Annotated in this window: 16 protein-coding genes; 10 read left to right on the top strand and 6 right to left on the bottom strand. The window is 62.9% G+C overall.

The genetic code is table 11. The annotated features are described in order from the left end of the window. Nucleotides 1–4: 4 nt before the first annotated feature. The 6 genes from FYB76_RS17080 to FYB76_RS17055 are packed head-to-tail and all read left to right on the top strand — an operon-like array spanning nt 5 to nt 7,010. The gene (locus tag FYB76_RS17080) at nt 5–1,072 is read left to right on the top strand and encodes a T6SS immunity protein Tli4 family protein (protein WP_195724659.1); all 1,068 of its coding nucleotides are present in this window, start codon (nt 5–7) and stop codon (nt 1,070–1,072) included. Beyond that, nucleotides 1,069–2,811, top strand: coding sequence for a triacylglycerol lipase (locus tag FYB76_RS17075; RefSeq protein ID WP_154134379.1), 1,743 nt, complete (start codon nt 1,069–1,071; stop codon nt 2,809–2,811). The genes FYB76_RS17080 and FYB76_RS17075 overlap by 4 nt, the downstream gene beginning before the upstream one ends. Beyond that, nucleotides 2,808–3,875 carry a T6SS immunity protein Tli4 family protein gene (locus FYB76_RS17070; protein ID WP_229296999.1) on the top strand — a complete coding sequence of 356 codons (1,068 nt, stop codon included), beginning with the start codon at nt 2,808–2,810 and terminating at the stop codon, nt 3,873–3,875. The genes FYB76_RS17075 and FYB76_RS17070 overlap by 4 nt, the downstream gene beginning before the upstream one ends. Continuing rightward, nucleotides 3,872–5,614 carry a triacylglycerol lipase gene (locus tag FYB76_RS17065; RefSeq protein WP_154134378.1) on the top strand — a complete coding sequence of 581 codons (1,743 nt, stop codon included), beginning with the start codon at nt 3,872–3,874 and terminating at the stop codon, nt 5,612–5,614. Before FYB76_RS17070 ends, FYB76_RS17065 begins: the two co-directional genes overlap by 4 nt. Then, nucleotides 5,611–6,684 (top strand): T6SS immunity protein Tli4 family protein, encoded by a 1,074-nt coding sequence (locus FYB76_RS17060; protein ID WP_229296998.1) that lies wholly within the window; start codon nt 5,611–5,613, stop codon nt 6,682–6,684. The genes FYB76_RS17065 and FYB76_RS17060 overlap by 4 nt, the downstream gene beginning before the upstream one ends. Nucleotides 6,685–6,743: 59 nt before the next feature. After that, on the top strand, nt 6,744–7,010 hold the full coding sequence (locus tag FYB76_RS17055) for a PAAR domain-containing protein (RefSeq protein ID WP_088757147.1): 267 nt from the start codon (nt 6,744–6,746) through the stop codon (nt 7,008–7,010). Between the two features lie 38 nt (nt 7,011–7,048). Here FYB76_RS17055 and FYB76_RS17050 read toward each other — a convergent pair whose 3' ends face one another. Beyond that, entirely contained in the window at nt 7,049–8,653 is a 1,605-nt protein-coding gene (locus FYB76_RS17050; RefSeq protein WP_154134376.1) for a methyl-accepting chemotaxis protein, read from the bottom strand. A 251-nt stretch (nt 8,654–8,904) separates the two neighbouring features. Between FYB76_RS17050 and FYB76_RS17045 the strand changes: the two genes are divergently transcribed. After that, nucleotides 8,905–9,423, top strand: a complete 519-nt coding sequence (locus tag FYB76_RS17045) for a GNAT family N-acetyltransferase (RefSeq protein ID WP_229296997.1) — start codon at nt 8,905–8,907, stop codon at nt 9,421–9,423. Between the two features lie 36 nt (nt 9,424–9,459). On the opposite strand, the gene FYB76_RS17040 is transcribed toward FYB76_RS17045, so the two are convergent. The 4 genes from FYB76_RS17040 to FYB76_RS17025 form a co-directional block, all read right to left on the bottom strand. Continuing rightward, nucleotides 9,460–10,290, bottom strand: coding sequence for a nucleotidyltransferase domain-containing protein (locus FYB76_RS17040; RefSeq protein ID WP_154134375.1), 831 nt, complete (start codon nt 10,288–10,290; stop codon nt 9,460–9,462). Between the two features lie 31 nt (nt 10,291–10,321). Beyond that, nucleotides 10,322–10,960, bottom strand: a complete 639-nt coding sequence (locus FYB76_RS17035) for an ATP-binding cassette domain-containing protein (RefSeq protein WP_154134374.1) — start codon at nt 10,958–10,960, stop codon at nt 10,322–10,324. 45 nt (nt 10,961–11,005) lie between these two features. Beyond that, nucleotides 11,006–11,257, bottom strand: a complete 252-nt coding sequence (locus FYB76_RS17030) for a hypothetical protein (RefSeq protein ID WP_154134373.1) — start codon at nt 11,255–11,257, stop codon at nt 11,006–11,008. A gap of 254 nt (nt 11,258–11,511) precedes the next feature. Continuing rightward, complete coding sequence (locus FYB76_RS17025; RefSeq protein WP_154134372.1) at nt 11,512–12,753, bottom strand: MFS transporter; 1,242 nt, start codon at nt 12,751–12,753, stop codon at nt 11,512–11,514. Between the two features lie 134 nt (nt 12,754–12,887). On the opposite strand from FYB76_RS17025, the gene FYB76_RS17020 reads away from it, so the two are divergent. Next, on the top strand, nt 12,888–13,862 hold the full coding sequence (locus FYB76_RS17020; RefSeq protein ID WP_154134371.1) for a LysR family transcriptional regulator: 975 nt from the start codon (nt 12,888–12,890) through the stop codon (nt 13,860–13,862). Between the two features lie 19 nt (nt 13,863–13,881). Here FYB76_RS17020 and FYB76_RS17015 read toward each other — a convergent pair whose 3' ends face one another. After that, nucleotides 13,882–15,372, bottom strand: a complete 1,491-nt coding sequence (locus FYB76_RS17015) for an acetyl-CoA hydrolase/transferase family protein (protein WP_154134370.1) — start codon at nt 15,370–15,372, stop codon at nt 13,882–13,884. Between the two features lie 183 nt (nt 15,373–15,555). Here FYB76_RS17015 and FYB76_RS17010 point away from each other — a divergent pair, with 183 nt between their 5' ends. Both FYB76_RS17010 and FYB76_RS17000 read left to right on the top strand, forming a co-directional pair. After that, nucleotides 15,556–16,455, top strand: coding sequence for a LysR substrate-binding domain-containing protein (locus FYB76_RS17010; protein ID WP_154134369.1), 900 nt, complete (start codon nt 15,556–15,558; stop codon nt 16,453–16,455). Between the two features lie 247 nt (nt 16,456–16,702). Beyond that, nucleotides 16,703–18,862: an FUSC family protein gene (locus FYB76_RS17000; protein WP_154134367.1), complete on the top strand. Its 2,160-nt coding sequence runs from the start codon at nt 16,703–16,705 to the stop codon at nt 18,860–18,862. The last annotated feature ends 61 nt before the right edge of the window (nt 18,863–18,923 follow it).

The following is an 18,923-nucleotide window of genomic DNA, read 5'->3' as shown; positions in this document are numbered from 1 at the left end:
GCTTATGAATAAATCGTTTCGACTTATTCCCTATCTGGTCATCGTTGCCAGTTTTCTTTTATCTGGATGCCTCTCACCTCAATCCAAGTTTGCCACCATGAACAAAGTACAGGAAAAGGAAACTGATCCAACTATCTCAACTTTTTGTACCGGTCGTTTTCTGGTCGATATGCCAGCAGGATCGGTACTCAGCGGCGGCAATTATCGTTACGACTTTGCGCGGTTGGAGAAACCTAAAGCCACGAGTCTGGAAGAGTTCGAGACCGAAATGGCGGCCAAGGAAAAGACTCTGAGGTCAACGAAGCATAACGTCGAGCCTAGTCTGTTGCGGTTGTTGCTCAAACCGTATCCGCACTCGTGGATCTTTGTGTATTGGGAGCAAAGCGGTATTACATCAGTAGCGCAGGTGGACGGATACCGTTGGATTGACGGCACTCGTTACGTGTTCAAGAAGGAGGCCGGCATGAGCAAACCCAAAACCGGAACAATGAGCCGCCAGGACTACACCATCGACCGCATGCGCAAAATTCTCTCCAGCTTGCGCAAGCGCTCAAACCATGAGATCCCGACAGAATCGGGCTACTGCTTCGAAGGCGGCTTCATCGCCAACCCCGAATGGGAAATGGAAGAAGCCGGCATCGACATCACCATCGCCGGCCATCCGGATGCCTTTGTCTCGGTCTGGTTCTACCCGCTCGCAAGAAGCGCGCATAGCAAGCCCTTGCTGGATCGCATGGGGGGCGTGCTGCAGACGCTGGGCCAGATGGCGAACTCAGTGCACGTGCTGCGCAAGGGCGAGCGGCAGGCCGGTCCCTATATGGGCCAGGAATTCCTGGCCAGCGCCCCCAGCAGTCGCGGCATGCGCGGCCACAAGTTCATCTGGGAGACCGAGGGCGACGGCACGCTCGACACGCCTGCACTCAAGATCGAACTGACCACAGGCTATCGCGACAAGAACGGCAATCCGCAACAAACCAGGCTGACCGATGAACAGGCCATAAAGCTCTGGGACGAGGTGCTCAATAGTTTCCGCCTGCGACCTGTTGTCGCTACCCAAAGAAACCAGCCATGACTAGTCCAGCTATTCCTGTTGAGCCGACCCGTCTGGTCGGCACGAGCTGGGATGAGGCCGGCAATGATGTGGCGCAATCCGTACTGACCGGGGAGAACATGAAGGTCAGGGCCTTGTGCCTGACCACGCCGGAGGTGGTGGTGCCGTTGCTGTTCGTGCCGGGCATCATGGGGACGCGGCTCAAGGTCAGCGGGCGCGACAAGGGAGCGGCATGGTTTCCCCCGGATGGCACCTGGGAAGCCATCATATTGCTGCTCAAGCACTTGCTTCGCACTTCGGCGGACCGACAGCGTCTGCTCAATCCCGAGATCACCGAGGTGGATGAAGATGGGCCTGCTTCACCGGACGATACCAGCAAGATCCTGCTTGCTCTGGCACCCGGGGCGACCGATGCCGAGCGTATCAAGTGGCGCGGATGGGGACAGCTGCATGCAGACAGCTACCTGCCAATTCTTTCCTTGCTGGAGACCAGCATGGCGATGATCTTCGATCCTGCCAGTCAGGGAGCCCGGCTCACTTCGCACTGGAAGGAGCTGGTCATGGACAGACAAGATCCAGCCAAGCTGGGCGCGCAAAAGCCCTTTGTTGCAATTTCGGAAGAAGACCTGAGGGACGCGGCCGAGATGCTTTATCCGGTGCATGCGGTGGGCTACAACTGGCTGCAGAGCAACGGCGTATCGGCACAGCGATTAGGTGGCGAGATCGAGCGCATTACCGCTTATTACCGTAGCAAGGGCAAGCATTGCGAGCAAGTGATCCTGATCACGCACAGCATGGGTGGTCTGGTGGCCCGCGCCTGTGCGCAACTGCCGGGAATGGCCGAACGCATTCTGGGCGTGGTGCATGGCGTGATGCCAGCCATTGGCGCACCCGCCACCTACAAGCGCATGCGGGCAGGGTTTGAAGGGGCAGCGCAAGTCATCCTGGGACGCAATGCGGCCGACTGTACTGCGGTGATGGCCAATGCGCCTGGCGCATTGGAGCTGCTGCCGACGGCGCAATACAGGACCTGGAGCAATCGCGGGGAGCGGCATTGGCTGCGGGCCAGTTATCGGACTATCGGACGGAGTGGCATGGCTGAGGAGATGGACAGTTTTCTGGGCGAGGACGATCCCTACGGGAAGATCTATCTGAACAACTCGCAGGATTGGTGGAAGTTGGTGCGGGAGGATTTGATTGATCCGGCGGGGAAGGAAGATGCGGACAGGGCTAGAAGAGAGGGAAGAGTATTGATTCGGGAGGATCAAGATCTATCGGATTTTGAGAGATTCACAAAAAAAATGGAAGCGGCACTGAAGCTTCATCAACAGATTGAAGACCGCTATCACGCCAATACCTACGCCTATTACGCAGCAGACCCGCAACGGCCTGCCTGGAACGAGATTAACTGGAAGTGTGGCCCGCTGGTGCCTGGCGATCCTGCCAAGGCACGAATGGAAATAGATGATCTGAATGGAATGCTGGAGCTCCGTTTCGGAGAGCATCACCTCCATCACTTCACGCTCCAGAACGGAACTGGCCCAGGGGATGGCACTGTTCCGGCGGAGTCGGGCGCTGCACCAAAGCCCCACGTTGTTCAGATATTCAAACATGAAGGAAAGCTGAAATCTCATGACAGTTATGACCATCAGTTTTCCTACAACGCCAAGATTGCACAAGCGGTCACCTTCTATTCCATCATTAGGATCGTCAACTCATCGGCGAAGTTGAAAACACCCTCGGGTGAAAAATGCTCATGAAGAATCCTGTTCGCTTTATCGCTGCTATGGCCTTCACAGTCTGGTTATTTTTATCTGGAGGCATCTCACATCAACAAGGATCGCAAATGATGAACACTGCCCGAGCAAGTGAGCCTAGTCCTGCCGTTTCAACCTTCTGTGCCGGTCATTTTCTTATCGATATGCCTGCGGGTTCAGTCCTCAGTGGCGGCAATTATCGCTACGATTTCGCACGGCTGGAGAAACCCAAAGCGATGAGCCTGGAAGAGTTCGAGGCGGAAATGACGGCTAAAGAGAAGCTTCTCAGCTCTACGAAGCATAAGGTCGAGCCTAGTCTATTGCGCTTGTTGGTGAAACCAGATCCGTACTCATGGATTTTCGTTTATTGGGAAGAGGAATTTATTACCAGTGTAGTAGAGGTGTACGGATACCGCTGGATCGACGGAACACGCTATCTTTTCAAGAAGGAGGCAGGCATGAGCAAGCCTCGCACCGGCACGATGAGTCGTCAGGATCACGCTATCGAGCGCATGCGCAAAATTCTCTTCAACCTGAAAAAGCGGTCAAACCACGAGATTCCGACAGAGCCCGGCTATTGCTTCGAAGAGGGCTTCATCGCCAACCCCGAATGGGAAATGGAAGAAGCAGCCATCGACATCGATATCGCAGGCCACCCGGACGCGTTCGTTTCCGTCTGGTTTTATCCACTATCCCGCGGGGCCCACAGTGCTCCCTTGCTGGACCGCGTCGGCGGCGTATTGCAAGCGCTGGGCCGGATGGCCACATCGGTACACGTGCTAAGACGAGGTGACCGCCAGGTCGGCCCCTACAAAGGCCAGGAATTCCTGGTCACAGCCCCCAGCAGCGGAGGGCTGCGCGGCCACAGTTTCATCTGGGAGACCGAAGGGGATGGCACACTCGATACGCCTGCGCTGAAGATCGAACTCACCACGGGCCATCGCGACAAAAACGGCAATCCTCAACAGACCAAACTGACCGACGAACAGGCCATGAACCTATGGGACGAGGTGCTCAGTAGTTTCCGCCTGCGACCTGTTGTCGCTACCCAAAGAAACCAGCCATGACTAGTCCAGCTATTCCTGTTGAGCCGACCCGTCTGGTCGGCACGCGCTGGGATGAGGATGGCAATGATGTGGCGCAATCCGTACTGACCGGGGAGAACATGAGGGTCAGGGCCTTGTGCCTGACCACGCCGGAGGTGGTGGTGCCGTTGCTGTTCGTGCCGGGCATCATGGGGACGCGGCTCAAGGTCAGCGGGCGCGACAAGGGAGCGGCATGGTTTCCCCCGGATGGCACCTGGGAAGCCATCATATTGCTGCTCAAGCACTTGCTTCGCACTTCGGCGGACCGACAGCGTCTGCTCAATCCCGAGATCACCGAGGTGGATGAAGATGGGCCTGCTTCACCGGACGATACCAGCAAGATCCTGCTTGCTCTGGCACCCGGAGCGACCGATGCCGAGCGTATCAAGTGGCGCGGATGGGGACAGCTGCATGCAGACAGCTACCTGCCAATTCTTTCCTTGCTGGAGACCAGCATGGCGATGATCTTCGATCCTGCCAGCCAGGGAACGCGGCTCACCTCGCGCTGGAAGGAGCTGGTCATGGACAGACAAGATCCAGCCAAGCTGGGCGCGCAAAAGCCCTTTGTTGCAATTTCGGAAGAACACTTGAGGGATGCGTCCGAGGTGCTGTATCCCGTGCATGCGGTGGGCTACAACTGGCTGCAGAGCAACGGCGTATCGGCACAGCGATTGGGCCGCGAGATCGAGCGCATCACCGCCTATTACCGCAGCAAGGGCAAGCGCTGCGAGCAAGTGATCCTGATCACTCACAGCATGGGGGGCCTGGTGGCACGGGCTTGTGCGCAATTGCCGGGGATGGCTCAACGCATTCTGGGCGTGGTGCATGGCGTGATGCCGGCCATTGGTGCCCCCGCCACCTACAAGCGCATGCGGGCAGGGTTTGAAGGGGCAGCGCAAGTCATCCTGGGACGCAATGCGGCCGACTGTACTGCGGTGATGGCCAATGCGCCTGGTGCATTGGAACTGCTGCCGACGGCGCAATACAGGACCTGGAGCAATCGCGGGGAGCGGCATTGGCTGCGGGCCAGATATCTTGCCATCGGCCAGCGTGGGATGCCCGAGGAGATGGACAGTTTTCTGGGCGAGGACGATCCCTACGGGAAGATCTATCTGAACAACTCGCAGGATTGGTGGAAGTTGGTGCGGGAGGATTTGATTGATCCGGCGGGGAAGGAGGATAGGGAGCGCGCCGCGAAAGAGGGAAATGTAGCGGTTCTGAAAAATCCACCAAGGCCTGACTTTGACAAATTTGCAAAGAAGCTGGACGTGGCGAGGAAACTTCATCAACAGATTGAAGACAGCTATCACCCCAACACCTACGCGTATTACGCCGCCGACCCACGGCAGCCTGCCTGGAACGAGATCAGCTGGAAGTGTGGTCCGATGGTGCCTGGTGATCCTGCTAAAGCACGGCTGGAAAAAGATGATCTGAACGGAATGCTGGAGCTGCGCTTCGGCGGGCATCATCTTCATCACTTCTCGCTTCAGAACGGCACTGGCCCGGGTGATGGCACGGTCCCAGCGGAGTCGGGCAGTGCTCCGAAGCCTCACGTTGTCCAGATATTCAAGCATGAAGGAAAGCGGAAATCGCATGACAGCTACGACCATCAGTTTTCCTACAACGCCAAGATTACCCAGGCGGTGACCCTTTATTCCATCATCAGGATTGTCAACTCATCGGCGAATTTGAAAGCGCTGTCGGCCGGGAAATGCACATGAGGGATTCGCTCCGTTTCATCGCCGCGTCTGCCCTCACCGGCTGGTTGTTTTTATCCGGCGGCATCTCGCCCCAACAAGGATTGCACATCATGAACACTGCCCAGGCAAGTGAACCTGTTCCTGCCGTATCAACTTTCTGTACTGGTCATTTCCTCATCGATGTACCTGCTGGTTCGGTGCTTAGTGGCGGCAATTATCGCTACGATTTCGCACGGCTGGATAAACCAAAAGCCATGAGCTTGGAAGAATTTCACGCGGAAATGGTCACTACGGAAAAGAAGCTGAGATCAACAAAGCATGAAAGAGAACCTAGCCTATTGCGAACATTGATCAAACCAGATCCGTACTCTTGGATTTTCGTCTATTGGGAGGAGAGCTTCGTTACATCAATAGCAGAGGTAGACGGATATCGCTGGATCGACGGCACGCGCTATTTGTTCAAGAGCGAGGCAGGCATGAGCAAACCGCCCTCCGGCACAAAGAGCTATCAGGAAGACGCCATCGACCGCATGAAAGCAATACTCGCTGGCCTGCGCAAACGAGCAACGCATGAGATTCCCACTGAGCCCGGCTATTGTTTTGAGGGCGGCTTCATCGCCAACCCAGAATGGGAAATGGAAGAAGCGGCCATCGACATCGATATCGCAGGCCACCCGGACGCGTTCGTTTCCGTCTGGTTTTATCCACTCTCTCGCCGGGCGCACAGTGCCCCCTTGCTGGACCGCGTCGGCGGCGTATTGCAAGCGCTGGGCCGAATGGCCACATCGGTACACGTGCTAAGACGAGGTGACCGCCAGGTCGGCCCCTACAAAGGCCAGGAATTCCTGGTCACGGCCCCTAGCAGCGGGGGGCTGCGCGGCCACGGTTTCATCTGGGAGACCGAAGGGGATGGCACGCTCGACACCCCCGCACTCAAGATCGAATTGACCACAGCCTATCGCGACAAGAACGGCAATCCCCAACAGACCAAGCTGACCGATGAACAGGCCATGAAGCTATGGGACGAAGTGCTGAACAGCTTCCGCCTGCGCCCGACCATGGCGCCTCAAGCCTCCAGCCCGTCACCATAGCGCGCACAGGCCCCCTTCCCCTGCATTTCCCCTGCCCTTCCCCTTTGAAAGGAATCCGCATGCCCAACATCATCCGCCTCGGTGACGCCACCTCCCACGGAGGCAAGGTCACGCAGGTGAGCGCACCCCATTTCAAGGTCGGTGGATTACCGGTCGCACGGGTCGGCGACGCCTGCAGCTGTCCGCAGCAGGGACACGACAACTGCACCATCGCCGAAGGACATCCCCATCACAAGGTCGATGGCGTCGCCGTCGCCTACGAAGGCCACAAGACCAGCTGCGGTGCCACACTCATCGCCAGCACCGCCACCTTCAGCGCTTCATAGCGGACCCGCCTGCACTCCACCACGGCGAACTGCCCACCTCAGGCGTAGGCCAGTCGCGCCGCCGATGGTGCTGCCACGCGCTTGAGTTCCGGCGTGCCACCTTCCAGCTTGAATACCGACACCAGCCGCGCCAGCTGTGCCGCCTGGTCCTGCAGGGATTGCGCTGCCGCGGCTGCCTGCTCGACCAGCGCGGCGTTCTGCTGGGTCACCTGATCCATTTGCACGATGGCCAGGTTGACCTGCTCGATGCCGGCGCTCTGCTCCTGGCCGGCGGCACTGATCTCGCTGACCACCTCCCCTACGCGCTGCACGCTCTGGACCACCTGCTGCATGGTCTGCCCCGCCTGCTCCACCAACTTGCTGCCATTGCCCACGCGCTCCACCGAGTCGGCAATGAGCGCCTTGATTTCATGCGCGGCCGTGGCAGAGCGCTGGGCCAGTGCCCGCACTTCCGAGGCCACCACCGCGAAGCCGCGGCCCTGCTCCCCAGCGCGCGCCGCTTCCACGGCGGCATTCAGGGCCAGGATGTTGGTCTGGAAAGCGATGCCATCGATCACCCCGATGATGTCGACGATCTTCTTGGAGGAGGCATCGATGGCGCCCATGGTGTCGACCACCTGGCTCACCACGGTTCCTCCCTGGCGTGCGATGTCGGAGGCCGATCCGGCCAGCTGGTTGGCCTGGCCCGCATGGCTGGCGTTCTGCCTGACGGTCGCTGTGAGCTGTTCCATGGAGGAAGCTGTCTCCTCCAGCGAGGCTGCCTGTTGCTCCGTGCGCGAAGACAGGTCCAGGTTGCCGCGCGCGATCTCGCTGCTGGCCGTGGCGATGGTCTCGGTGGAGACGCGTACCTGGCTGACGATGTCCAGCAAGCGGTCATTCATCTTCTTGAGCGCGCGCAGCAACATGCTGGTCTCGTCACGGCCATGCGCCTCGATGGCCGAGGTCAGGTCGCCGGCGGCCACCGTTTCGGCCACGCGCACGGCGCGGTCCAGCGGCGTGGTGATGCTGCGCGTGATCATCCACGCAATCAAGGCTGCAGCGGCGAGCCCGGCGGCGGCCAGCGCCAGCAGCAGCGCGCGGGCCTCGCCGTAGGTGCTTTCGACTTCGTCACCGGCGCTTTTCATCAACTCGTGCTGCTGCTTGATGAGGGCATCGGCCGCATTCATGGTGGCGCTCTGGACCGGCCGCACTTCGTCGATGAGCATGTCGATGGCACTTTCCTTGCCACCCTGCTGCACCATCGCCAGCACTTTGTCGCGCTTCTCGAAATAGGCGCTCTGGGCCGTGACCAGCTTGCCCAGAGCGCTGCGGCTGTCATCGTCGGTGAGCAGCTTGTCCAGCTGCGCCAGGTCTTCGCGGATGGCGCGGTCGGCCCCGGTGATGCGGTCGTATTCGCTCTTGATCTGCGGTTCGCGCTTCAACAGCAGAATGTTTCGTACCGAGCGCGCGATCAGGTTGAGCTGGTCGACGATATCGCCCGCTACCACGGTCTTGGGATACTTGTCATGGATCACATCCTTCATCTGCCCGTTGAGCTGCCCCAGGCGGGCGATGCCGCTGGCCGCCATGGCCAGCATCAGGACCATCAGCAGGCCGAAGCCCAGCCACAGGCGCGCACGAATGCTTACGTTGGAAAGTTGCATGAATTCCCCCTTGTTATCCTTGGTTGTCGGCAGGCAAGCCGATGGTGCGGCGTAACCGGAAAGCAACAAATGCGTGGCAACAAGTTGCGGCCGGCCTGATTCAGCTTAGGTGACGGGTGGCAGGAAGCCAAGCGCGACAAAGATATGTTGGATGGGAGGCCGCGCGGTCTCTTCATGCCGATACGATGGGGCTAGTGCTGCTTGGTATTGAGGCTATGATGAGGTCTCGCGAACAGCGCCCGGGAGAGAACTTGACTGCCGCATCCACCCTTCGGATCAGACCTGCCGTGGAGGGCGATGCCGCACTCCTTTTCCAGGCTGAGTACCAGACCAGCTTGATCCCCGGCCGGCTTATATCATTTCCGGACGAACTTGACCCGGCCGGCTTTGTGGCCAAGATCGTCTGGCTGCGTGAGCACGGCTGCTATCTGGTCGCGGAAGCCTTGGGCCAGCCCGTCGGCCATGCCAGTCTGGAGCCAATGCCCTTGCGCGCGATGGCGCATGTGTTCTCGCTGACCATCGTGGTTCATCCTGGCCAGACCGGCAGGGGGATCGGCCGCGCCTTGATGGCCGCGCTGTTGCATTGGGCAGAGGAGCAGCCGCACGTGGAAAAGCTGGAATTGCGCGTACGGGAGGGGAACACGGAGGCGCTCCGTCTGTACCAGCAATTCGGCTTCGTCGAGGAAGGCCGATTCGAGAAGCGCATCAAGCTGGCCGACGGCAGTTGTCTGGCCGATATTTCCATGGCGAAAATACTGCACTTCCCATGAATCTGGACGGGCAATGGGACAAACGTTTCGCTTGATTCACTGCCCCTGCATCACCACATCCCGCAACAAGCGATCCAGCACCGAATATTCGCCCCGCTCCGCCTTCTGGGGCGTCGGCACGTGCTCCAGCCGCTGCAATTCCAGTTCGATGAAACGATTGATCTCGGGGATGGCCGCGCCCTCTTCGGCCTCACCTGCGCGTCGTTTGATGACCAGGAGGGCATCGATGGCCGCGCGCAATGCCGTATCGCTCACCATGGCCTCGACCAGGTCGAGGAAACGCATCGGCACCGGGCCGCGCTGCTGCTCCACCCACAGCGCCGCCATCAGCGGCCGCAGCACGTAGAGATATTTTTTCAGGCGGACGCGCTCGCCCTGCAGGTACTCGCGGTAATTCTTGCGCGCCATCTGCAGGTAGTGGTGGAACACGCGATCCGGACGATGTACCAGGTCGGCCGCGGCATTGATCTTGTCGACGAAGCTGACATCGGCCCGGTAGACCACCGGCGACGACAGCCATTCCACCACCGTGGCGTTGCCGTTGTGCAGGAGGGCCAGCGTCTTGCGCAGGTCCCAGCCGCTGACGTCATAGGTCGCATTGACGGGCAGTTCGATCACGTCGCGCCCGGGGAAGACCGTGAGATACCAGTCGGGCCGGTGCACGTAGATGAAGCGCACGTCGTAGTCACTGTCCGGGGAGGCAAATCCCCAGCCCCGGCTGCCTGACTCGCAGGCGAACAGCACGCGCACTTGGTGCTCGGATTCGATGCGCGCAAGCGTCTTGTCGATCTCGGCACGGATCTGCGGATCAATCGGATGTTCGTGGTGCTGCCAGTCGGCGGCAGCGGTGGGTGAGGTAGCGTCCATGCCGGGGATCATAGCAGGCAGGACCAGGTTTTCAGTCACCCAGATCGATCGTCCCCGCCAGCCGCAATGCCTCCGGCGTTTCATACATGGCCACCACCCAGGCCCGATCGGCATCGCCCGCATGTTCGTTGAGCGTGGCCGCCACGAAGTTGATCGAAGCACGATCCAGGCTGGCATAGGGATCGTCCAGCAGCGTGAGCGTGGCACGGGCGGCGAAGGCCGCTGCCAGGTAGACCTTGCGCTTGCTGCCGGTGGAGAGCATGAAGAGCTTCTTCTCCAGATGCGGCGTCAAGGACAAGCATTCGGTCAGCGCCGGCAACAGCGCGTGATCGAACTGCGGATAGCGTTCGGCCAATGCCGCAAACACTTCCGGCGGAGTCATCTGGTCATAGGCCTCGCTGCGCGGATCGATGAAGAACACCTGGCGGCGATAATTCTCGGGCTCGCTGTCGAGCCGCAGGCCGTTCAGCTCCAGCACCCCGTCGCGCGCCGGCATGAGACCGGCCAGCAAGTTGAGCAGCGTGGTCTTGCCACGGCCATCGCCACCGCGCACCAAGGTCACGCCGGGCGCGATACGGGCCGAGAAATCCTGGAACAAGTCCAGGCCGGGATAGGAAAAATTCAGGCGCGATACCAGCAGCAGCGCTGCGCGGTCGGAAGCTTGGGTCATCGGTGGGATCGAGGGATGCGGTAGAGGGGGCAGGCGCAATGGCCTTCAGTTGCGCGGCCGACGGGCCGCCTGGCGCTTGGCTTCTTCAGCGGCCTGCTTCTCCTTGCGGGCATCGGCCAGCATGGCCAGCGCAAAGGCCAGCGGTGGATACAGCAGGATCAGGCCGCTCCAGTCATGGTCCGACAAAAACATCAGCGCAGCAATGCACAGGTCAACCGCCATCAGGAACATCAATGGCCACCCCACGGGCGCGCCCAGGAAGGTCTTTTGCCGCTTGTTCTTGAAATACAGTGCCATGCCGTTCACCCTGCTTTGTGTCTCGCAGCATGGCCGCCGGGTAGCGCCGCTGGGCGCGTGGATGGGCGGGCAACATGCTGGCGATGGGTTGTCTCCTGCCCCGGATTATAAAAGATGTGGGCACCGGGAGGGAGCCAGCAGCAGATCTTCCCATCCGGCAAAAATGGTCGAGCCTGTTGAAAAATATATAAAAAAAACGGTCCCGGCAGATGCCGGGACCGTTGTTCTTGGCACGACCGTAGCGAGGCGACGGATCAACGTGCCTTGGCTGCCCCCGGCCACATGCGCACCACCAGGGCCAGCACCGCTGCCACCACGGCCAGGGCCACCACGCCAATCCAGCCCCATTGCGCCAGGGCCAGGCTGCCCAGGGCGGCACCGGAAGCCATGCCGACGAAGACACCGACGAACAGCACCGCATTGAGGCGGCTACGGGCACCCGGCTCGATACCGTAGACGATGGTCTGGTGCGACACCAGCGTAGCCTGCACGCCGAGGTCGAAACCGATCGCTGCCAAGGCCAGCAACACCAGTTGGCCTTGCGTGGAGAACCAGGGCGAAAGCGCCAACGCTGCGAAGGACAGTGCAGCCAGGCTGATCCCCAGGCGGGTCACCAGTTCCGGACCCTTCTTGTCCGAGATGCGGCCGGCCAGGGGCGCAGCCAGGGCACCGGCAGCACCGGCCAGGCCGAAGGCACCGGCGGCCGCGCTGCCCAGGTGGAAGGGCGCGCCATGCAGCATGATGGCCAGGGTCGACCAGAAGGCCGAGAAACCGACCGACAGCAAGCCTTGGGCCAGCGCGGCGCGACGCAGGGCGCCATGCTTCTTGATCAGGGAACCCAGCGAACCCAGCAGCGCGCCATACGACAGGTGCGAGGTCGGATGGAAGCGCGGCAGGCCGCGCCATGCAGCCAGGCCGATCAGGGCAATGCTGGCCGAGGCGCCCACGAACATGGCGCGCCAGCCGAAGTGTTCGGCCACGAAGCCGCTGACCACGCGCGAGAGCAGGATGCCCAGCAGCAAGCCGGTCATGACGGTGCCGACAATGCGGCCACGATGCTGTTCCGGCGCCAAGGTGGCGGCTGCCGGGATGATGTCCTGCGCCATCGTGGCGGTCAGGCCGATGGCCAGGCTGGCTGCCAGCAAGGTTGCCACGCCCGAGGCGGCACCTGCCAGCAGCAGCGCCACCGTCAGGATGGCGGCCTTGATGAGGATGATGCGGCGGCGGTCGTAGCGGTCGCCCAGCGGCGCCAGCAGCAGGATGCCCAGCGCATAGCCGAGCTGGGTCGACATCGGCACCATGCCCACGGCGCGTTCGGAGGCGCCGATGTCATCGGCCAGCACGCCCAGCATGGGCTGCGAGTAGTAGAGCGAGGCCACGGCCAGACCGGCCCCGGTGGCCAACAGGCCGATGAGGCCGGTCGATAGCCCATGGGAATGGGGATGGGAAGAAGCCGCAGCGGGAGCGGCTGTATGCGTTTTGGGAATGCTGTTCATGATGGAACCTCGATAAGGTGGGTGTGGGGCCGGCCCGGGAAATCCCTCTCTTTGCCAGCGTTGGAACGGATTGTCCGCCTCCCGGCTCGCATCTGGTAGTAGCGCCCACGGCAGAATTGTTATACGTTAGCCGTATGACCAAGCCTGCCGCCCCCACCCCGAGCTTTTCCGCGACCGGCCTCACTGACCGCATCGAGCTGATCCAGACCTTCGTGCGCATCGTCGAGGCGGGCAGCCTGTCTGCCGCTGCGGCCCAGCTCGCGACCACCCAGCCGACCATCAGCCGCCGCCTGCAGGCGCTGGAGCGCTCGCTGGGCGTGCGCCTGCTGCAGCGCTCCACCCACGCCATGAAGATGACCGAGGATGGCGAGCGCTGCTACGAGCGCGCCAAGGAGCTGCTGGCCGGCTGGGATGAGTTCGAAAGCGAATTGCGCGGCGCCCGCCAGCACGCCGAAGGCACCCTGCGGGTGGTGGTGCCGCACGCCTTTGGCCAGAAGCAGCTGATCGCGCCCTTGTTGCAGTTCATGCAACGCCATCCGCGCATCACGGTGGAGTGGCTGCTGCATGACCGGGCGGCCGATTTCATCAGCCAGGGCATCGATTGCGCCATCCAGGTCGGGGAAGTCAACGATCCTTCGGTGGTCGCCATCCACCTGGCCGAGGTGCCGCGCATGACGGTGGTGGCGCCTTCCGTGCTGCAGGGACGCGCCCTGCCCCGCCAGCCGGAGGAGCTGGCCGACTTCCCGTGGATCGCCATTCCCGCCTTCTACCGCCGCGAGATCACGCTCACCCACGCCGGCACCGGTGAGCAGCGCCAGGTGGGCTTCCGCCCGCAGCTGGTCACCGACAGCCTGTATGCGCTGCGCAACATCGCCATCGAAGGCATGGGGGTGGCCGTCGGATCGTCGTGGGTGCTGGCCGAGGATGTGGCCGCCGGGCGCCTGGTGCAATTGCTGCCCGAGTGGGAGCCGGCGCCGCTGCCGGTGTCGCTGATGTACCCGTATGCACGTTTTTACCCGGCCCGGCTGCGCCATTTCATCGACACCATGAAGGAAGCGATGCCCTCCGTGGTGCACCAGGCCGTGGGACGGGGTGCGCCCGGCGTCTAGCCAGGCGCGATGTGAACTATCAGTCCAGCCGCATGGTCTTGTGGCTGGCGTAGTGCTGATGCCATGTGAAGGCTTCTGCCAGCAGATGCGGCGTATGGCCACCGGCCTGGCAGGCACGTTCGAAGTAGTCGCGCAGTTGCGGCCGGTAATCCGGATGGCAGCACTGTTCGATCACCTTCACCGCCCGTTCGCGCGGTGCCAGGCCGCGCAGGTCGGCCAGGCCCCATTCGGTGACCAGCACGTCCACGTCATGTTCGCTGTGGTCCACATGCGAGACCATGGGCACCACGCTGGAGACCGCCCCATCCTTGGCCACCGACTTCGACACGAAGATCGACAGCTGCCCGTTGCGCGCAAAGTCGCCCGAGCCGCCGATGCCGTTCATCATGTGGGTACCGCCCACGTGGGTGGAATTGACGTTGCCGTAGATGTCGAACTCCAGCGCCGTATTGAGCCCGATGATGCCCAGCCGGCGCACCAGTTCCGGATGATTGCTGATCTCCTGCGGACGCAGTACCAGCTTGTCGCGATAGCGATCCAGGTTGGCCAGGAAATGCTCATACTTGGCCTGCGACAGCGTGATCGAGGAGGCCGAGGCAAAGGCCAGCTGGCCCGAATCGAGCAGGTCGATGGCGCTGTCCTGCAGCACTTCCGAATACATCACCAAATTGCGGAACGGCGAATCCACCAGTCCGTGCAGCACCGCGTTGGCAATCGTGCCGATGCCAGCCTGCAGCGGCGCCAGCGTATGCGGCAGGCGGCCCGCTTCCACTTCGCATTCGAGGAAATGGATCACGTGGCGCGCAATGGCACGGGTCTCATCGTCCGGCGGCAGCACCGATGAAGGGCTGTCGGGCGTTTCGGTGAGCACGATGGCCACCACCTTCTCGGGATCGAAGGGAATGGTCGGATGGCCGATGCGGTCGCCCGCTGCCGTCAGCGGAATCGGCTTGCGCTCGGGGCGTGCGGCCGGCAGGTAGATGTCGTGCAGGCCTTCGAGCGCCAGCGGCATGCTGGTGTTGAGTTCGATGACGATGTAGCGCGCCTGCTCCACGAAGCTGGCCGAATTGCCCACCGACATGGTGGGCACGATCCCTTCTTCGGTGATGGCGGCGGCCTCGATGACGGCGATGTCGATGCGCGAGGGCGTGCCGCTGCGCAATTGCTCGGCCGTCTCCGAAAGATGCTGGTCGATGAACATGACCTCGCCCGCATTGATCTTCTTGCGCAGCGTCGGGTCCACCTGGAACGGCAGGCGCCGCGCCAGCAGGCCCGCTTCGGCCATGAGGCCATCGCTGCCGTTGCCCAGCGAGGCACCGGTGATGACGGTGAAATGCAGTTCTTCGTGCGCGGCGCGATCGGCCAGCGCGCGCGGCATGGCCTTGGCATCGCCGGCGCGGGTAAAGCCGCTCAGGCCGATGGTCATGCCGTTGTGGAAGAAGGTGGCCGCCTGGGCGGCGGACATGACTTTGCCGGCCAAGGCGGGCTGGCGAATGCGCTGGCTATCCATGAGAGTGTGCTCCTGCTCGGGTTCTTTAGGGGGTGAGAAGTGCATCCTTGACGGACTTCTTGCATCTTGTTTGGTCCAAGTATAGGAGCCGGCAGGTATGCACTGTATGATTAAAATTCCGCCGTTCCAGTCGGAAAATGCATACTTCCCTGCCACCCCAAAACACCGCCGAAAGCCGCTGCCATGGACATCCGCGCCCTGCGCTACTTCACCGAGACGGTTCGCCAGGCCAGCTTCAGCCGGGCCGCCGATGCCCTGCACGTGACCCAGTCCACCGTCAGCAAGATGGTGCGTCAGCTCGAAGACGAGGTCGACGCCCCGCTGCTGGTGCGCGACGGGCGCCGCCTGCAGCTCACCGATACCGGGCGCGTGGTGTATGAACAGGGCCAGCAGATACTGGCTTCCATGCAGCGGCTGGACGCCGAGTTGCGCGATACCAAGGCGCTGCGCTGCGGCCGCCTGGAGATCGGCATCCCGCCCATGATCAACATCCTCTGCACGCCGGTGCTGAAGGCCTTCCGCGAACGCCATCCCGAGATCGCCATCGTCCTGAAGGAAGACACCGGCCCGCAGATCGAGGAACGCGTGGCCAATGGCGAACTGGAAATCGGCATGACGGTGCTGCCCGCCGATCCCGAACTGGAGCTGCAGACCCTCCCCGTGGCACGCTACCCCATGTGGGCGGTGGCCCAGGCCGGACGTTTCCAGAAAAACCGCGCCACCCTGCGCTGCCGGCAGCTCGACGGCATGCCGCTGGTGCTGCTCAACAACGAGTTCGGCCTCACCCGCAGCCTGCGCGGCATGTTCGGGGAATTGGGGATACAGCCGGAGATCGTGGCCCAGAGCGCCCAGTGGGACTGGCTGGTGGCCATGGCCCTGGCCGGCATGGGGGCGGCGCTGCTGCCGGAACCCTTCATCCACCGCCTGGCCACCGACCAGCTGCAGGCGGTGCGGCTGGTGGAGCCGGAAGTGCAATGGCAGGTGGCCTACGTCACGCGCGGCGGTGGTTATCTCTCGCATGCGGCGAGGGCATGGATGGCATTGAGCGAGGAATTGTTTGCCGGTGGCCGTGTGCGCAGGTAAAGGCGAGATGGCGCAGCAAAGCGCCTCGGTGCAAAAAGCGTCAGCATTCCATTTTGGAATGGAATCGGTGAATTTAAGTCATGCCATGAATACTTCGGATTCCTATACTGGACTTGCCGATACCTGCCGCCCCTCCTCACTCGTCAATTCGGAACTGGAATGACGTCTTGACGCAGTGAGTGCGCAGGTGTCGGTACTCTCCACAAGTGCTCCACCCTCCTCCACCTGCCCGCTCCCCAGCACGATCATGCCGCCGCTCTTGTCGTCGCGTTTTCCCGTACGTTTCTCCGTCCGTTTTTCCCTTTATCGTTTCCTGCTGCTGCACTACTGCCGCCGCTGCCGCACCCGGGTGGAGCGCTGGCGCCTGCAGTTCCCGCTACGCCACGCCAACCTCTCCGAGGGCCTGCGCGCGGCCTGCGGGGCGGCCGCCATGCTGCTGCTGGGCGAGTGGCTGGGCAATCCCCTGTTCTCGTGGGCGGCCATCGGTGCCTTCCTCACCAGCCTGGCCGACAGTGCCGGTTCCAACCGCGCGCGCCTGGCCTCGATGGGCGGGTTTGCCCTGGCCTCGACGCTCGGTGGCATGGTCGCTGCCACCGCCGCCGGCTGGAGCGTGGAGGCGGGTTTGCTGGCCATCATGGCCTGCGCCGGCGTGGCCGGGTTCTCCCGCATCTACGGCGCCGCCGCCGGCCTGGTACTGATGCTGGCCGCAGGCGTGTCGGCCATCATGGCCGATGCCCCGGTAGTGCTGTGGCCGCTGGCACAAAGCCACGTCCTGATCTATTTCGCCGGCTGCCTGTGGGCGCTGCTGCTGGGGCTGACGGTCTGGCGCATCCACCCCTTCGCCCCGGCGCGCCAGGCGGTGGCGCGGGCCTATGGCACGCTGGCCGAGCTGGCCGGCCTGGCCGCGGCCACTGACCTGGACGATGCCGCCTATGCCGTCCACGCCGCCGAACTGGCCGCGCACACCCGCCGCCATGCGCGCTTCGACCTGGCCGCCGCCCATCGCGCGCTGGAAGCCGTGGCCATCGAACGCACCGAGTCGCGCCGCCTGTACGAAAACCTGCTGGTGCGCCTGGCGCGGGCCGATGCCCTGCTCGATGGCATCACCGTACTGGCCGACCTGCAGCTGACCCATTACCAGCCGCTGCGCGCACGCCAGCGCAGTGCCCGCGTGCTGGGCGCGATCGCCCGCCAGCTGCAGGCCATGCAGCGCGAGATGCAGCGCGGCGAGGCCATCGCCGCCGATGAAGATGCGCGCATCATGCTGCGCTTGCGCCAACTGGTGGCCCGCCTGCCCAGCGGTACCGGGCGGCTGCTGCAGCAGCTCGATACCCCGCTGGCGCTGGGCGCCGATGACCCGGCGCGCCTGAAGCAGGCCGCCCGCACCGCACGCGAAGAACGCCGTGGCCTGGCGGCCCTGCTGCACCGGCTGCGTGCACTGGCCCGCAAGGCCGCGCTGCACGTGCGGGCCGGGTCGGCCGAGTGGCACCACGCCTGGCGTTGCGCGGCCGCAGCGGGCGCGACCTACCTCATCGTGCATCTGCTGGAATTGCCCTTCGGCTACTGGGCCACCATGGCCACCATGCTGGTCATGCAGCCCAGCATTGCCGAGAGCTGGTCGCGCAGCATGGAGCGCGCCATCGGCAGCGTGGTCGGCGGTGCGCTGGCCGTGGCCGTCTGCCTGGTGGTGCATTCGCCGCTGGGGCTGGCGCTGCTGGTGTTCCCGCTGACGGTGCTGACCATGGCGCTGCGCCCGGTCAGCTATGGCCTGTATGCGACCTTCCTCACGCCGGTGTTCGTGCTGGTGGCCGATGTGGGCGGCGATCCGGCGCATGAGCTGGCCAATGCCGCGCTGCGCGCCGGCAACAATGTCATCGGTGCGCTGGTGGCGGTGGCCGCCAGCTATCTGTTCTGGCCGCGCCGCCAGCAGGCGGACCCGCAGCATCAATTGCGGGCCATGGCCCAGCTCAACCTGGCCTATCTGACGGACGCGCTGGCCGGACGCGATGCGCTGCACGACAAGGCCCGCCTGGCGCAACTGCACGCGCATCGGCGTGCGGCGTGCGTGGCCAATGTGGAAGCCGGCCTGCTGCTGCAGCGCCAGGCGCGCGAACGCGGCTGGCTGGAGCGCGACCAGGGGCGCGGACGTACCGCCGTGGCCCTGTCGCGCCGGCTGGCCGCTGCCGCCAGCCACCTGTGGGCGCATCCGCAACCGGCCGAAGCGGTCTTGCTGGAGTGGCTGCGCGCCCTGGCCCAGGCCCTGCAGGACCAGGACACGGCCACCCTGCACGCCCTCACGCGCAGCCGCCCGGCGCCGGTACAGCTGGCGCAGGCGGCGGCGGTGGAGACGGCCTGCCTGCTGGTGGCGGCGCTGGAGGCCGGTGCTGCGTCCTCTGCGGCCAATTAGCGGAAACAAAATCCCCCTTCCCTGTTCGAACCGGAAAAGCGCCCCGCACGTAGCGGATCGA

The sequence above is a fragment of the Herbaspirillum sp. CAH-3 genome (genome assembly GCF_009668275.1).
GTDB lineage: Bacteria > Pseudomonadota > Gammaproteobacteria > Burkholderiales > Burkholderiaceae_D > Herbaspirillum > Herbaspirillum aquaticum.
The sequence above is the reverse complement of the archived record's forward strand: the minus strand, read 5'-3'. Positions and strand labels throughout refer to the sequence as shown.

Bases quoted from the DNA above. Each gene is read 5' to 3' on its own strand.
- FYB76_RS17060 (WP_229296998.1), top strand. From the start codon at position 5,611: ATGAGGGATTCGCTCCGTTTCATCGCCGCGTCTGCCCTCACCGGCTGG.
- FYB76_RS17010 (WP_154134369.1), top strand. From the start codon at position 15,556: ATGGACATCCGCGCCCTGCGCTACTTCACCGAGACGGTTCGCCAGGCC.
- FYB76_RS17035 (WP_154134374.1), bottom strand. From the start codon at position 10,960: ATGACCCAAGCTTCCGACCGCGCAGCGCTGCTGCTGGTATCGCGCCTG.
- FYB76_RS17080 (WP_195724659.1), top strand. From the start codon at position 5: ATGAATAAATCGTTTCGACTTATTCCCTATCTGGTCATCGTTGCCAGT.
- FYB76_RS17075 (WP_154134379.1), top strand. From the start codon at position 1,069: ATGACTAGTCCAGCTATTCCTGTTGAGCCGACCCGTCTGGTCGGCACG.
- FYB76_RS17025 (WP_154134372.1), bottom strand. From the start codon at position 12,753: ATGAACAGCATTCCCAAAACGCATACAGCCGCTCCCGCTGCGGCTTCT.
- FYB76_RS17065 (WP_154134378.1), top strand. From the start codon at position 3,872: ATGACTAGTCCAGCTATTCCTGTTGAGCCGACCCGTCTGGTCGGCACG.
- FYB76_RS17070 (WP_229296999.1), top strand. From the start codon at position 2,808: ATGAAGAATCCTGTTCGCTTTATCGCTGCTATGGCCTTCACAGTCTGG.
- FYB76_RS17020 (WP_154134371.1), top strand. From the start codon at position 12,888: ATGACCAAGCCTGCCGCCCCCACCCCGAGCTTTTCCGCGACCGGCCTC.
- FYB76_RS17030 (WP_154134373.1), bottom strand. From the start codon at position 11,257: ATGGCACTGTATTTCAAGAACAAGCGGCAAAAGACCTTCCTGGGCGCG.
- FYB76_RS17055 (WP_088757147.1), top strand. From the start codon at position 6,744: ATGCCCAACATCATCCGCCTCGGTGACGCCACCTCCCACGGAGGCAAG.
- FYB76_RS17000 (WP_154134367.1), top strand. From the start codon at position 16,703: ATGCCGCCGCTCTTGTCGTCGCGTTTTCCCGTACGTTTCTCCGTCCGT.
- FYB76_RS17040 (WP_154134375.1), bottom strand. From the start codon at position 10,290: ATGGACGCTACCTCACCCACCGCTGCCGCCGACTGGCAGCACCACGAA.
- FYB76_RS17015 (WP_154134370.1), bottom strand. From the start codon at position 15,372: ATGGATAGCCAGCGCATTCGCCAGCCCGCCTTGGCCGGCAAAGTCATG.
- FYB76_RS17050 (WP_154134376.1), bottom strand. From the start codon at position 8,653: ATGCAACTTTCCAACGTAAGCATTCGTGCGCGCCTGTGGCTGGGCTTC.